12 protein-coding genes are annotated in these 13082 nt (G+C 61.4%); 4 read left to right on the top strand and 8 right to left on the bottom strand.

Going from position 1 to position 13082, the window contains the following annotated elements; all coding sequences use genetic code 11:
* Positions 1-73: 73 nt before the first annotated feature.
* Positions 74-1465, bottom strand: coding sequence for a multicopper oxidase family protein (locus QMO80_RS05430; protein ID WP_283199167.1), 1392 nt, complete (start codon positions 1463-1465; stop codon positions 74-76).
* Positions 1466-1713: 248 nt separating this feature from the next.
* Between QMO80_RS05430 and aspS the strand changes: the two genes are divergently transcribed.
* Positions 1714-3504: an aspartate--tRNA ligase gene (gene aspS, locus QMO80_RS05425; RefSeq protein WP_085738893.1), complete on the top strand. Its 1791-nt coding sequence runs from the start codon at positions 1714-1716 to the stop codon at positions 3502-3504.
* A gap of 64 nt (positions 3505-3568) precedes the next feature.
* Here aspS and QMO80_RS05420 read toward each other — a convergent pair whose 3' ends face one another.
* A complete protein-coding gene (locus QMO80_RS05420) occupies positions 3569-4738 on the bottom strand; it encodes a serine hydrolase (RefSeq protein WP_283199166.1) in 1170 nt (389 codons plus the stop codon).
* A gap of 66 nt (positions 4739-4804) precedes the next feature.
* Between QMO80_RS05420 and QMO80_RS05415 the strand changes: the two genes are divergently transcribed.
* On the top strand, positions 4805-5446 hold the full coding sequence (locus QMO80_RS05415; protein ID WP_283199165.1) for a TetR/AcrR family transcriptional regulator: 642 nt from the start codon (positions 4805-4807) through the stop codon (positions 5444-5446).
* 57 nt (positions 5447-5503) lie between these two features.
* Here QMO80_RS05415 and QMO80_RS05410 read toward each other — a convergent pair whose 3' ends face one another.
* Complete coding sequence (locus QMO80_RS05410) at positions 5504-6691, bottom strand: hypothetical protein (RefSeq protein ID WP_283199164.1); 1188 nt, start codon at positions 6689-6691, stop codon at positions 5504-5506.
* 234 nt (positions 6692-6925) lie between these two features.
* On the opposite strand from QMO80_RS05410, the gene parC reads away from it, so the two are divergent.
* Positions 6926-9181 (top strand): DNA topoisomerase IV subunit A, encoded by a 2256-nt coding sequence (gene parC / locus QMO80_RS05405; protein ID WP_283199163.1) that lies wholly within the window; start codon positions 6926-6928, stop codon positions 9179-9181.
* 286 nt (positions 9182-9467) lie between these two features.
* Complete coding sequence (locus QMO80_RS05400; protein ID WP_283199162.1) at positions 9468-9926, top strand: SRPBCC domain-containing protein; 459 nt, start codon at positions 9468-9470, stop codon at positions 9924-9926.
* Here the strand turns inward: QMO80_RS05400 and QMO80_RS05395 are convergent.
* From QMO80_RS05395 to QMO80_RS05375, 5 genes are all read right to left on the bottom strand, one after another.
* Positions 9916-10305 (bottom strand): type II toxin-antitoxin system death-on-curing family toxin, encoded by a 390-nt coding sequence (locus QMO80_RS05395; protein ID WP_283199161.1) that lies wholly within the window; start codon positions 10303-10305, stop codon positions 9916-9918. The genes QMO80_RS05400 and QMO80_RS05395 overlap by 11 nt on opposite strands.
* Positions 10305-10526 (bottom strand): AbrB/MazE/SpoVT family DNA-binding domain-containing protein, encoded by a 222-nt coding sequence (locus QMO80_RS05390; protein ID WP_283199160.1) that lies wholly within the window; start codon positions 10524-10526, stop codon positions 10305-10307. Before QMO80_RS05390 ends, QMO80_RS05395 begins: the two co-directional genes overlap by 1 nt.
* 60 nt (positions 10527-10586) lie before the next feature.
* On the bottom strand, positions 10587-11465 hold the full coding sequence (locus QMO80_RS05385; RefSeq protein WP_283199159.1) for a DMT family transporter: 879 nt from the start codon (positions 11463-11465) through the stop codon (positions 10587-10589).
* Positions 11466-12242, bottom strand: coding sequence for an arginyltransferase (locus QMO80_RS05380; protein ID WP_049733976.1), 777 nt, complete (start codon positions 12240-12242; stop codon positions 11466-11468).
* A 205-nt stretch (positions 12243-12447) separates the two neighbouring features.
* Positions 12448-12906 carry an RDD family protein gene (locus QMO80_RS05375; protein ID WP_003574079.1) on the bottom strand — a complete coding sequence of 153 codons (459 nt, stop codon included), beginning with the start codon at positions 12904-12906 and terminating at the stop codon, positions 12448-12450.
* Positions 12907-13082: the final 176 nt, after the last annotated feature.

Genomic DNA, 13082 nt, shown 5'->3' with positions numbered 1-13082 from the left:
ATATGTCAATACAACAGCATAAGCTTCGCGCATTGCTGGCTAAGAATTACGTCCGAACTGCGGCAAGGCCACCTCAGCTCACTCTGACGTAGCTGGTCATCCCGGTCTTCTGGTGCTCGATGATATGGCAATGCAGCAGCCAGTCGCCGGGATTGTCGGCGACGAAGGCAAGCTGCACCTTCTCGTCCGGCTGGATGAGATAGGTATCGGAGACGAGCGGCATCACCTGCCTGGTCGAGGAGGAGATCACCGTGAAGCTCATCCCGTGCAGATGGATCGGATGTGCATGCGGCGTGACATTCTCCAGATTGAAGACGTAGCTCTTGCCGAGCTTCAGTTCCGCCAGTGGCGCCGTCGGGTCGGGCGTGTCGCCAGGCCACGGCACCTTGTTGATCGCCCAGAAACTATAGCCGAGTGTGCCGCAGATGCTCTCACTGGCGGTATTTTCGGCGGTGGCGCTCAGCACCAGCGGGATCTCTTCGGCGGCGGAAAGATCGGCCTTTTCAACCGGATTTTCGGCAAGCGGCCCGAGATCGCCGATCTCGCGCTTCAGCGACGGCCCGGTGGCGCGCAGGCTGGCGATCGTCTTCGGCGTGGTGCCGCGGATATCCTCGAGTGTCGCGACGGCGCCTTCTCCATCCGGCATACGCACGGCAAGATCGAGCCGTTGACCCGGCCCGATCTGCAGGAGGTCGAGGGGAAAACGCTTCGGCACCGGATTGCCGTCGATTGCGATGACGGTCGTATCGGCGCCTTCCACCTTCAGCGAGAAGATCCGCGTCACGTCGGTCACGGCGATACGCAGCCGCACCAGCCCGCCGGCGGGCGCGTCATATCGCGGTTCCTGATGCCAGTTGGCGGTGCGCACCGTGCCGTAGGTGCCCGACTTGGCCGCGTCGCGCGGCCGGAAAGCGGCGATGAACTGCCCGTCGCCGCCGATCCGCCAGTCGCGCAGGTTCAACACCACCTCCGCATCGAATTCAGGATCGGCGGGATCTTCGACGACGATGACGCCGGTCATGCCGTGCCCCATCTGCGTCAGCGTATTGCAATGGGGATGATACCAGAAGGTGCCGGCATCGGGCGGCGTGAAGGCATAATCGAAGCTGTCGCCGGTATAGACATAGGGCTGCGTCATGAAGGGCACGCCGTCCATGCGGTTGTCGATGCGGAGCCCGTGCCAGTGGATCGTCGTCGGCTCGTCGAGCCCGTTTTTCAACCGCGCCGCATAGGGGCGCCCCTTTATCATCCTGAGAACCGGCGGCATGCCGTCATGGCCCCAGCTCATGATATCCCGGGTCCGTCCCGCCTCGGTCAGCACCGCCTCGGTCTTAACAGCGGTCAGCAGCTGCGGCTCGGGGGCCGCCTCGGCAAGTCCGAATTTACCGGCAACGCCCATGCCGACGCCATAGGCGCCCGCGACGGCGGATGCCTTCAAAAGGTTGCGGCGAGTGAGCAGAGGCATGCGGGCGCTCCATGGATTGGAATGCCGATCCTTTTAAAGTTGACAGGCATCTTCATCAATATGGCAAACGTGGCCAAACTGCCGCAGCATACGGGGCGCAGCCTCGCCGTAAACGCGAGGGCTGCGCGCGCCAAGTCTTGACAAATCGGAGCGTCCATGCGCTTTTCCGCCCGATTTTCTTGTCGGTGCGGGAGAGCCATCAGAGCCCCTTGCTGCCGTCTTCAAGCCAGATACCGGGAATTGAGATGATGCATCGCTATCGCAGCCACACATGTGCAGCCCTCCGCAAGTCGGATGTCGGCGCCAATGTCCGGATTTCCGGCTGGGTCCATCGCGTTCGCGACCATGGCGGCGTTCTCTTCATCGACCTGCGCGACCATTACGGCATCACCCAGGTCGTCGCCGATCCCGACAGCCCCGCCTTCAAGATGGCGGAGACCGTGCGCGGCGAATGGGTCATCCGCATTGACGGCCTCGTCAAGGCCCGCACCGAAGACACCGTCAACAAGACCATGGCAACCGGCGAAATCGAGCTTTACGCCCAGGAGATCGAGGTGCTCTCCGCCGCCAAGGAGTTGCCACTGCCGGTCTTCGGCGAGCCGGACTATCCGGAAGACGTCCGCCTCAAGTATCGTTTCCTCGATCTTCGCCGCGAAACGCTGCACAAGAACATCGTCAAGCGCACCCAGGTCATCTCCGCCATGCGCCGCGAAATGGGCAATGTCGGCTTCACCGAATATACGACGCCGATCCTGACTGCCTCCTCGCCGGAAGGCGCGCGCGACTTTCTCGTGCCCTCGCGCATCCATCCCGGCACCTTCTACGCTCTGCCGCAGGCGCCGCAGCAGTATAAGCAGCTCTTGATGGTCGCCGGCTTCGACCGCTATTTCCAGATCGCACCTTGCTTCCGTGACGAAGACCCGCGCGCCGACCGCCTGCCGGGCGAATTCTACCAGCTCGACCTCGAAATGAGCTTCGTCGAGCAGGAGGACATCTGGGACACGATGGGCCCGATGATGACTTCGATCTTCGAAGAATTCGCCGAAGGCAAGCCGGTGACCAAGGAATGGCCGCGCATCCCTTACGACGAGGCGATCCGCAAGTACGGTTCCGACAAGCCGGATCTGCGCAACCCGATCGTGATGGAAGCGGTGACCGAGCATTTTGCCGGCTCCGGCTTCAAGGTCTTCGCCGGCATGATTGCCTCCAATCCGAAGGTTGAGATTTGGGCGATCCCGGCAAAGACCGGCGGCTCGCGCGCCTTCTGCGACCGTATGAATGCCTGGGCGCAGAGCCAGGGACAGCCCGGTCTCGGCTACATCTTCTGGAAGGAAGAAGAGGGCAAAATCGCCGGCTCCGGACCGCTTGCCAAAAACATCGGCGAGGAGCGTACCGAGGCGATCCGCACGCAGCTCGGCCTTGAGGCGGGCGACGCCTGCTTCTTCGTCGCCGGCGAGCCGTCCAAGTTCTACAAGTTTGCAGGCGAGGCCCGTAACCGCGCCGCCGACGAACTGAACCTGATTGACCGCGACCGCTTCGAGCTGTGCTGGATCGTCGACTTCCCCTTCTTCGAATACAACGAGGAAGAAAAGAAGATCGACTTCGCCCACAACCCGTTCTCGATGCCGCAGGGCGGCCTCGATGCGCTGCTGAACCAGGATCCGCTTGGCATCAAGGCCTACCAGTACGACGCGGTCTGCAACGGCTTCGAAATCGCCTCGGGCTCGATCCGCAACCAGTCGCCGGAAACCATGGTCGCCGCCTTCGAGAAGGTCGGTCTCAGCCAGCAGGACGTCGAAGACCGCTTCGGCGGCCTCTACCGCGCCTTCCAGTACGGTGCTCCGCCGCATGGCGGCGCTGCCTTCGGCATCGACCGTATCGTCATGCTGCTCGTCGGCGCGAAGAACCTGCGCGAAATCTCGCTCTTCCCGATGAACCAGCAGGCCCAGGATCTGCTGATGGGCGCGCCGACCCCGGCAACACCCACGCAACTGCGCGAACTCTCGATCCGGCCGATCCCGCCGGTCAAGAAGGACTGAGTTCGTCTGATTTTTGAATGCAAAGAGCCCGGCGACCGCTGTCGTCGGGCTTTTTTGCTGTCGTTCACAAGGCCGCGTAGATCGCCTCGCGCAGATCGACCGTGAACTTGCCCCACATGCCCTCCAGCGTCGTGTTCGTCAGGGCGACGACGGTGAGCTGGTTCACCGGATCGATAAACCAGCTATGGCCGTAGACGCCGCCCCATTTCACCGTGCCGCGGGGGAAGGGGACGCCGGCTTCGGCCGGATCGGTGATAACAGACCAGCCGAAGCCGAAGCCTGAGCCGGGCTCATACCGCTGTCGGTGCCCGCCGGCCTGATCGGTCGTCATCATCCCTACGGTTTCGCTCGAGAGCAGCGGTGCGCCGCCTCTGCGTATGGTTTCGAGTACGGAAAGGACGTCACCAGCCGTTCCCGCCATGCCGGCGCCGCCCGAATGATAGGAGGCGGGATCGAAGATGCGGTTCGGCGCGAAGCGGATGGGACCCATCAGCGACATCACCAGCGCATCTTCGCCCATGAGCGCCGGTTCCGGTGAAGCGTTCATATAGGCGGCTGCGAGCCGGCTGCGGTCACGAACCGAAAAGGCCGTGTCGGCAAGCCCGAGCGGTCTTGTCACCAGTTCGGCAACGGCCTCAGCCAACGGCACGCCGGTTTCCGCCTCGATGACGCCGCCGAGAACATCCATGGCAAGGGAATATTGCCAGTCGCTGCCTGGCGCGAAACGCAGCGGCACGCTGGCGATCCGCTTGAGATTTTCGGCGAGCCGCAATCCCGGTTGGTCGAGGCCGTCGGAAATGCCGGCGCTGATATAGGGACCGCCGCCCTCTTCGGAGAAGCTGTAGCCGAGGCCTGACGTATGCGTCAGCAGGTGGCGGACGCGAATGACGGCTTCGCTGCCGTCGGGCAGCCTCGGCCGGAATTCCGGCAGCCATCGGGTCACCGCGTCGTCGAGGTCGATCCTGGCCTGCTCGACGAGCCGCATCGCGGCGATGGTGACGATCGGCTTGGTGATGGAGGCAAGCCTGAAGATCGTATTCTCGCGCATTGCCAGGCCGTTTTCGCGGTCGGCAAGGCCGGCTGCGCAGCGGTGGATGATGTCTCCGTCGCGGGCGACGAGCACGACCGTCCCGACCAGGCGCTTTTCGTCGAGCGCATTTGTGATTGCCGCGTCAATAGCCGCATTGAGGGATGAATGCCTGTTGGCTTCTGCCTTTTCGAGGGGAAGACTCATCAGATTAAACCTTCTATAATCACAATGACCGTTCCTGAATATAGCACGCCGCCTCAGATTTCTAGAGTGATCACTGTGAAAAATAGTGCCGACGTAAAGAATCCTTCCGCCCGCCGCCGCGGCCGCCCCCCGGCCTTCGACCGCGAAACGGTTCTGGCGGCCGCAAGGGAAACCTTTTGGGCGCATGGATACGAGGGTGCCTCGATCGCCGATCTCACGGCGGCCATGGGCATCACGCCGCAAAGCCTCTATGCCGCCTTCAATTCGAAGGCCGAGCTCTATCGCGCGGCGCTGGAGCAATATCGAGCGCTCGGCGCCAATATCGCGTCCGCGCTCGGCGAACCGATCGATACCGTCTCCGCCTTCGAGCGGATATTGCGGGGCTCGGCCGCGCGGTTTTCGGCGCCGGAGCATCCGAAAGGCTGCATGATCTCGACGGCTGTGCTGAACTGCGCCAGCGAGAATGAGGTGATTGCCGACCATGTCGCGGCGCTGCGCCGTCGGTCGCTGGAGGCCTATGCGGCAAGGATCGAGCGCGGCGTCCGCGAAGGCGACATCAGGGCCGATACGAACCCGCGGGCGCTGGCGCGCTTCCTCGGCGCGATCGTCCAGGGCATGTCGGTGCAGGCAAGAGACGGCGCATCGCTTGAGGAATTGCTTGAAATCGCGAGCGTCGCCATCGCCGAAGTCGCCCGCCACCGTGCCTGAAAACGAAAAAGGCCCGGCAACGGAATTGCCGGACCTTTTACTAAAGAAACCAAGCGATCAGTCGTTGGCCGAAACCTTGACGCCGAGCACCTGCGGCAGCGTGTTCGGAGCACCCATGGCAGCGCCGACGATGGTCGGGAACGGCACCGGCTTCTCAGGAGCGGCCTTGACGGTCAGGCTCTTCGGGTCGTCGAGGAAGGTGTTGACCGCAGCCGAAACGGCGTTCTGCAGTTCCGGGATGTTGAGCTGTGCCAGCATGATCGGCGTCATCGCCTTCAGCGAATCCGCCATCTGCTTGCCCGACATGTTCTGCTGCGAGCCGGCGTAATCAAGCGCGCGCTTGGTGATCGAGGCATCGTCGAAACGCACCTGTGCGGCCTCGAAGGAAAGCTGCTGCATCAGGCCGAGCATGGCGAGGCCGAGCGCCTGCTGCGACTGCTCCTTGTTCGGGTTGGCTTCGGATTCCTTCATCGCATCCTGCATCGATTTCATGAAGGCCATCGTGTAGCCGGAGATTTTGAAGCCGAGGTTCAGCTTGCCGACATTGGTGAAATCGAAGGCGATTTCCGAAATGTCGATCGTGCCGGGGGCGAGTTCCCAGGCGCCCTTCATGGTGATGTCGCCCTGGATGTGCTGCAGGGCGAGCTTCTCGATCGCATCCTTGCTCTGCGCATCCTCGGTCTTGGTGAGATCGGCCTTCATGCTTTTGAAGGCGCCGTCGAAATCGAAGCCGGATTCGTCTTCGCGCAGTGTCAGGTTCATGTTGCTTTCGAGCAGCGAGAACACTTCCGCACCGTCCTTGACCACCTTCACCGGGCCAATATGCGCGGTTTCATAGAGCATCATGGTGTCGAGCGTGTCGCCGCCCGGCGTTGCCGGTATGGAGATGCCGCCGAGCGTCAGCTCCTGCGCCGTCACGGTAACACCGTCCTGCGTCTTGTTTATGTCGGGGAAAGCTGCTTCTTCGATGTAATAGCCGCCGTCCTCGTCTTCTTCGACGCCGGAAAGGGTGATTTCGCCGATGGGCAGGCTTTCGCTGCCGGTCGGCTTGACGGTGACATTCTTCAACGTGACGGTCGTGCCGTCGATATCGACGCTTTCAGCCGCAATCGTCCCACCCTGGGCGGCATAGGCGGCATTGATCTTCTTCAAGAGATCGGTGCCGTCGAGAGCGAAAGCCGAGCCGGCGAGCGAGAAAAAGGCGGCGCCCGACAGCATCAGCCGCGTTGTCCGGTAAATGTTCATGGGGTGATTCCTCTGGTGGCGTGTGGCGGTTGGAAATCTGCAGTTACGCTACTACGGATTGGGCCCGCTTTATATTTGCGGACTTCTAAATTTCCGTTGAAAGGAACGGCAAACGAAGTCCAAATTGCGGCCGCACGTTTGTCTCATCCTTTGATGTCGCTGCCAAGACTTCATCCACAGCTGCAATGGCCTGGATTCCTTGCCCGCCAGCCTCTTCTGGGCTAGTCAGAACCTATGGGACAAGAGATTTTGCCGCCTTCCGGCGGAGACGACGACAACATCCAACCGGTCGACCTCAAGGCGGCGCTCGAGCAGCGCTATCTCGCCTATGCGCTGTCGACCATCATGCACCGCGCTCTGCCTGACGTGCGCGACGGGCTGAAGCCCGTCCATCGCCGCATCGTCTACGCGATGAACGAGATGGGGCTGAGGCCGACTTCGGCCTTCAGGAAATGCGCCAAGATCGTCGGCGAGGTGATGGGTAACTACCACCCGCACGGCGACCAGTCGATCTATGACGCGCTTGCCCGTCTCGCCCAGGACTTCTCGCAGCGTTACACGCTGGTCAACGGCCAGGGCAATTTCGGCAATATCGACGGCGACAGCCCCGCCGCCATGCGTTACACCGAATCGAAGATGACGGCGGTGTCCGAACTGCTGCTCGAAGGCATCGATCAGGATGCCGTCGATTTCCGCGACACCTACGACGAATCGAATTCCGAGCCGACCGTCCTTCCCGGCGCCTTCCCGAACCTGCTCGCCAACGGCTCCTCCGGCATCGCGGTCGGCATGGCGACCTCGATCCCGTCGCACAATGCGCACGAGCTTTGCGACGCCGCCCTGCATCTGATCAAACATCCGGATGCGACGGTCGAGAAGCTCGTCGAATTCATTCCCGGCCCGGATTTCCCGACCGGCGGCATCATCATCGACAGCCGCGACAGCATCATCGAGAGCTATCGCACCGGCCGCGGCGGCTTCCGCGTGCGGGCGAAGTGGCAGACCGAGGATCTCGGCCGCGGCGGCTACCAGATCGTCATCACCGAAATTCCCTTCCAGGTGCAGAAGTCGCGGCTGATCGAAAAGATCGCCGAGCTGCTGGTCGCCCGCAAGCTGCCGCTGCTGGAAGACATCCGCGATGAATCGGCCGAGGACATCCGTGTCGTCCTGGTGCCGAAGACCCGCAGCGTCGATCCGACGATCCTGATGGAATCGATGTTCAAGCTGACGGAGCTGGAAAGCCGCTTCCCGCTGAACATGAACGTGCTGTCCATGGGCCGCATCCCGCGGGTCATGGCGCTGAACGAAGTGCTGAAGGAGTGGCTGGATCACCGCCGCGAAGTTCTGCAGCGCCGCTCGCGCTTCCGCTTAGCGGCGATAGAAAAACGTCTCGAAATCCTCGGCGGCCTGCTGATCGCCTATCTCAACATCGACGAGGTGATCAGGATCATCCGCGAGGAGGATGAGCCGAAGCCGGTCATGGTGGCGCGCTGGGACCTCACCGACAATCAGGTCGAGGCGATCCTCAACATGCGGCTGCGCTCTCTGCGCAAGCTCGAAGAGTTCGAAATCCGCAAGGAATTCGACGAACTCACCAAGGAAAAGGGCGAGATCGAAGCGCTGCTTGCCTCCGACGACAAGCAGTGGCAGACGGTTGCCTGGGAAATCGGCGAGGTGAAGAAGAAATTCGCCAAGGCGACCGAGGTCGGCCGCCGTCGCACCCAGTTCGCCGATGCGCCTGAGGCCGACGAGGAAGCCATCCAGCAGGCGATGATCGAGAAAGAGCCGATCACCGTCGTCATCTCGGAAAAGGGCTGGATTCGTGCGCTGAAGGGCCATATCGCCGACACCGCGACGCTGACCTTCAAGGAAGGCGATGGTCTGAAGGTGGCCTTCCCGGCGCAGACGACCGACAAGATTCTGATCGTCACGACTGGCGGCAAGGCCTTCACGCTTGGCGGCGACAAGCTGCCGGGCGGTCGCGGCCACGGCGAGCCGCTGCGCATCATGGTCGACATGGATAACGACCAGGCGGTGCTGACCGCCTTCGTCCACGATCCCGCGCGCAAGCAGCTGATCGTCTCGACAGCCGGCAACGGCTTCGTCGTTGCCGAGGCCGAGCTGGTCGCCAATACGCGTAAGGGCAAGCAGATCATGAACGTGGCGCTGCCCGAGGAAACGCAGCTGCTCGTGCCCGTCGGCGGCGATCATGTCGCAGTCGTCGGCGAAAATCGCAAGCTGCTGGTCTTTCCCTTAGCGCAGGTGCCGGAAATGTCGCGCGGCAAGGGCGTGCGTCTGCAGCGCTACAAGGATGGCGGCATTTCCGACGTCCGCTGCTTCGCGATATCGGATGGCCTCGTCTGGGAAGACAGCGCCGGCCGCACCTTCACGAAGAACAAGGACGAGCTTGCCGAATGGCTGTCCGACCGCGCCACCGCCGGCCGCACCGTGCCGAAGGGCTTTCCGCGCAGCGGCAAATTCGCTGGCTAGAGTATGATGCCGAAAAGTGTGAGCGGTTTTTTCAAGACATCATGCTCTAACTTTTTAATTTAGAACAGGAATCAGATTTTCGGCCGATCTGGCCGAAAATCGTCCTGTTTTAATGCATTTCTCCCGAATAACGACAGGCATAAAAATTCCGCGCTGGTCTCTTGGCGGGCGCTGGAACTTCTCTATCTCATTGCTGTTACCCAAAAGAAGAGAAGCCGGTCCGCGGGCGGATGGAACGGCTATGGCCCGCGCGCTTGGAGAAGGCGCCGTTATCGGAGGAAAATCGATGCCCGCCAGCACCATCAAATTGCATGTCAGCCACACCTACAGGGTGCCGCCTGCTGTCGTGTACGACGCCTGGCTCAACCCTGAAATCGCCCGCCGCTTCCTGTTTGCCACCGATGACGGTCATGTCATCCGCGCCGATATCGATCCGCATGTTGGCGGCCGTTTCTTTATCGTCGACCGCCGTCCCACCGGCGACGCCTTTCACCAGGGCGTCTTCCTGGAGCTGAAGCGCCCGCAGCGCATGGTCTTCAGCTTTTCGGTCGAGGACCATGACCACAATTGTGACCGCGTAGAAATCGACATCGAGCCGCTCGGCGGCGGCAGCCGACTGACGCTGACCCACGAAATGTGCGCCGAATGGGCCGAACACGAGGAGAAGACCCGGCGCGGCTGGGCGCACGTGGTCGAAGGACTTGGCCGCGAGCTGGAGCAACAGCAGCTGAAGCCTACGGGCTGAGCGGCACGCTGAAGTCGCGAAGGAAGCGGATAGCACCTTCCTCATCGATCTCGCCGGCTGCGACGGCAAGCACGAAGGCGTAGAGATTAGCGTCGGTCGTTTCGATCTCGTAGCCGTTTTCGAGAAGGAACACACCTGCGGTTACGATCGCGATCCGCTTGTTGCCGTCGATGAAGGCGTGGTTGCGGGCAAGGCCGAAAAGATAGGCGGCGGCGAGTTCGATGACGTCGTCGCAGCCATAATGCGCCTTGTGCATCGGCCGCCCGAGAGCGGATTCCAGCGCGCCTTCGTCACGCAATCCGGCGAGACCGCCGAAGCGCTCAATCTGCATCTTCTGCAGAGTTTCCACCAAGGGTCTCGTCAGGAATTTGAAGGCCATTATTCGGCCAGCTTTTTCAAGGCGACCTTATACTTGTCCATGAAATGCCGTGCCGCCTCAAACTGACGCGACAAATCCTCGTCAGTCGGCTTCAAGGTGATGCTGCCGTTTTCGACCTGCAATTCCAGTGTATCGCCGGTCTTCGATCCAAGCCGGTCGAGAACCTCCTTGGGGATGATAATTCCCTCGGAATTGCCGATCTTCCGGATTGTCACGTTCATTTCTTTATCCTCTGGTGTGGTAACAGAGTTATAACATGGGGGGTGGACAGGCGACAACGCCTATTCCGCCAATGGCCTGATGCTGCTTCCCCGCAGCATCCAGAAGCAATGCCCGGCGATTGCCGCCATCAGGATGCCGCCGCCGATGAGTGTCATCGTCGCCGGCGTTTCCGAAAAGATCAGCCAGACCCAGATCGGAGCGAGCACGGTTTCGAGCAGGTAGAACATGCCGACTTCAGGGGCGGAGAGGTAACGCGGCCCGGTCGCAAGGCACCAGAAGGCGACGGGCATCACGATGGCGCCATTCAAGAGGATCCAGCCGGGATGGGCGATGGAAAGCCCTGATGGCAGAGCTTGCGCGAGACCGAGCGCGGCCGGCAGGATGGCGGCAAGCAGCGGCACGAAACCCATTTCCCGGCGCGAGGCACGCCCGATCGTGATGGCTGCGGCAAGAATAAGCGCGCTGAGAAGTGCCATGGCGTCGCCGAAAAAATGCCCGCTGGAAAGCCCTTCACGGACGATCAGTCCGACGCCGAGGATCATGAAGAACATGGCGATCAGCGTTGCGGCCTGCGGTCTCTCCCTGAGGAAAATCCAGGAAAGAAGCGCCCCGAACATCGGGTTGAAGGCGACGATGAAGACGACATTGGCGGTGGCCGTATTGAAGACGGCCAGCACGAAGGTGAGGGACGAGAGGCCGTAGAGCAGACCGGCGAGCAGGCCGGCTCGCCCCGGAACGAGGATCGGCCATTTGCCGGAGGCAAGGCGCATCGCTCCAAGGATGACGAGCGTGGCGAGAACCGTGGCTGCGCTTCGTATTCCCAGGATCGACCAGACGTCTCCGCCACCCAGGCGGACGAGCGGGATGTCCATGGAAAGCGCCAGCCCGCCGATCGCCGTCAGCAGCAGGCCCTTCCGATGATCGGAAAGAGCGGACATTCAGTCGTGAGGGCTTTGAGGCATGGATGAGGGATCGAAACGTTCCCAGCCGCGCGGGGTCAGATGCTCCTGCGGCTGGAAGCGTGTCTTGTAGTCCATTTTTCGCGACCCTTGAACCCAATAGCCGAGATAGACATGCGGCAGGCCGAGCGCTTTCGTGCGCCTGACATGGTCAAGAATCATGAAGGTGCCGAGTGATCGCCGCTCGATATCGGGATTGAAGTAGGAATAGACCATCGACAGCCCGTCGCTCATCGTATCGGTCAGCGCGGCGGCAAGCAGCTCACCCTTCGGCCGCTGCTCCAGCCCGGAGCCTTCTTCACGCCGTCGGTACTCGACGATTCGCGTGTTCACATGGGTGTCCTCGACCATGATTGCATAGTCGAGCACGGTCATGTCGGACATGCCGCCCTGCTGGTGGCGATAATCGAGATAGCGCCGGAAAAGCGAATATTGCTCGCTGGAAGGCTGGGCGGTGAATTCGGTGGCGATGACGTCGGAATTGGCGGCAAGCACCCGCTTCATCGATTTCGTCGGCTCGAATTCCTGGGCGAGAATACGCACGGAAACGCAGGCGCGACAGGATTCGCAGGCCGGGCGGTAGGCGATATTCTGCGAGCGCCGGAAACCGCCCTGGGTCAGGATGTCGTTCATCTCGGCGGCGCGCGGGCCGACCAGATGGGTGAATACCTTACGCTCCATCTCATGCGGCAGATACGGACACGCAGCCGGAGCCGTCAGATAAAACTGCGGGGATGGCGTTGTCTGCGTATTCATCTGTCGCGGAAATTTCCTTGTCGAGACTGTGCTGTTTCTTGACAGCATGACCTAAGAATAAAAAACGTCAACAGCGGGGCGGTTCTCGCCCTTCATTTCGGTCTTCTAATTTTAGATATGGAGCGCTGGCGCGCCTGGGCAAAGAGAAAGCGGAGACTTTATTTCGTCTCCGCTTAAGGGGTTAGCCGTGGTCTCGGTCCAACGCTCAGGCCGTACGAACCGTCGCTGTCCCGACCAGCAGGTCGTGGATGAGACGGCTGCGCTCGGTAAACAGGCCGGCAAGCAGAATGAGCGGTGTCAGCACCGAGTTGAGGATCCAGAACAGCGCCAGATGCACGATCGCCGTCAGGAAATCCATCGGCCGGCCGTCGACACGCACGATGGCGATCCCCATCGCGCGCATGCCGAGCGAGGCCTGGCTCCGCCCGCCGACAGTCAGGCCGAAATAGATGCCGGCGACGATGACGAAGAGGGCAGGGTAGAGCAGGAAGCCGAGCCCGAGCGTGACGATCGACAGGAAGAACAGCACGATCCCGGCCGGGATGCAGAGCAGCAGCACGATAAGATAGTCGAGGATGAAGGCGAAGACACGGCGGCTCAACACGCCGCTATAGGCGCGCCAGTCCTCCGGTGCGGCATAAAGCGGATTGGGGTTGTAGCTCATCTCAATCTCCTGCGGAAAAGCGATGCCGCTGATATGGTATCGGCAGAACAAAATACAATAATTCTTCCTAGACGCGGATGTTTCAGGCCGGATCGGCCTGAAACATCCGCATCTAAATCGAAGAAATAGAGCATGATGTCACCCGAAAACCGCATACACTTTTCGGCATTATGCTC

It is taken from the genome of Rhizobium sp. BT03 (assembly GCF_030053155.1).
GTDB lineage: Bacteria > Pseudomonadota > Alphaproteobacteria > Rhizobiales > Rhizobiaceae > Rhizobium.
This window is presented reverse-complemented; position numbering and strand designations above follow the sequence as displayed.

What these genes read in the sequence shown, in the direction of transcription:
- QMO80_RS05430 (WP_283199167.1), bottom strand. Translation starts at nt 1,465, where the DNA reads ATGCCTCTGCTCACTCGCCGCAACCTTTTGAAGGCATCCGCCGTCGCG.
- aspS (WP_085738893.1), top strand. Translation starts at nt 1,714, where the DNA reads ATGCATCGCTATCGCAGCCACACATGTGCAGCCCTCCGCAAGTCGGAT.
- QMO80_RS05420 (WP_283199166.1), bottom strand. Translation starts at nt 4,738, where the DNA reads ATGAGTCTTCCCCTCGAAAAGGCAGAAGCCAACAGGCATTCATCCCTC.
- QMO80_RS05410 (WP_283199164.1), bottom strand. Translation starts at nt 6,691, where the DNA reads ATGAACATTTACCGGACAACGCGGCTGATGCTGTCGGGCGCCGCCTTT.
- parC (WP_283199163.1), top strand. Translation starts at nt 6,926, where the DNA reads ATGGGACAAGAGATTTTGCCGCCTTCCGGCGGAGACGACGACAACATC.
- QMO80_RS05400 (WP_283199162.1), top strand. Translation starts at nt 9,468, where the DNA reads ATGCCCGCCAGCACCATCAAATTGCATGTCAGCCACACCTACAGGGTG.
- QMO80_RS05395 (WP_283199161.1), bottom strand. Translation starts at nt 10,305, where the DNA reads ATGGCCTTCAAATTCCTGACGAGACCCTTGGTGGAAACTCTGCAGAAG.
- QMO80_RS05390 (WP_283199160.1), bottom strand. Translation starts at nt 10,526, where the DNA reads ATGAACGTGACAATCCGGAAGATCGGCAATTCCGAGGGAATTATCATC.
- QMO80_RS05385 (WP_283199159.1), bottom strand. Translation starts at nt 11,465, where the DNA reads ATGTCCGCTCTTTCCGATCATCGGAAGGGCCTGCTGCTGACGGCGATC.
- QMO80_RS05380 (WP_049733976.1), bottom strand. Translation starts at nt 12,242, where the DNA reads ATGAATACGCAGACAACGCCATCCCCGCAGTTTTATCTGACGGCTCCG.
- QMO80_RS05375 (WP_003574079.1), bottom strand. Translation starts at nt 12,906, where the DNA reads ATGAGCTACAACCCCAATCCGCTTTATGCCGCACCGGAGGACTGGCGC.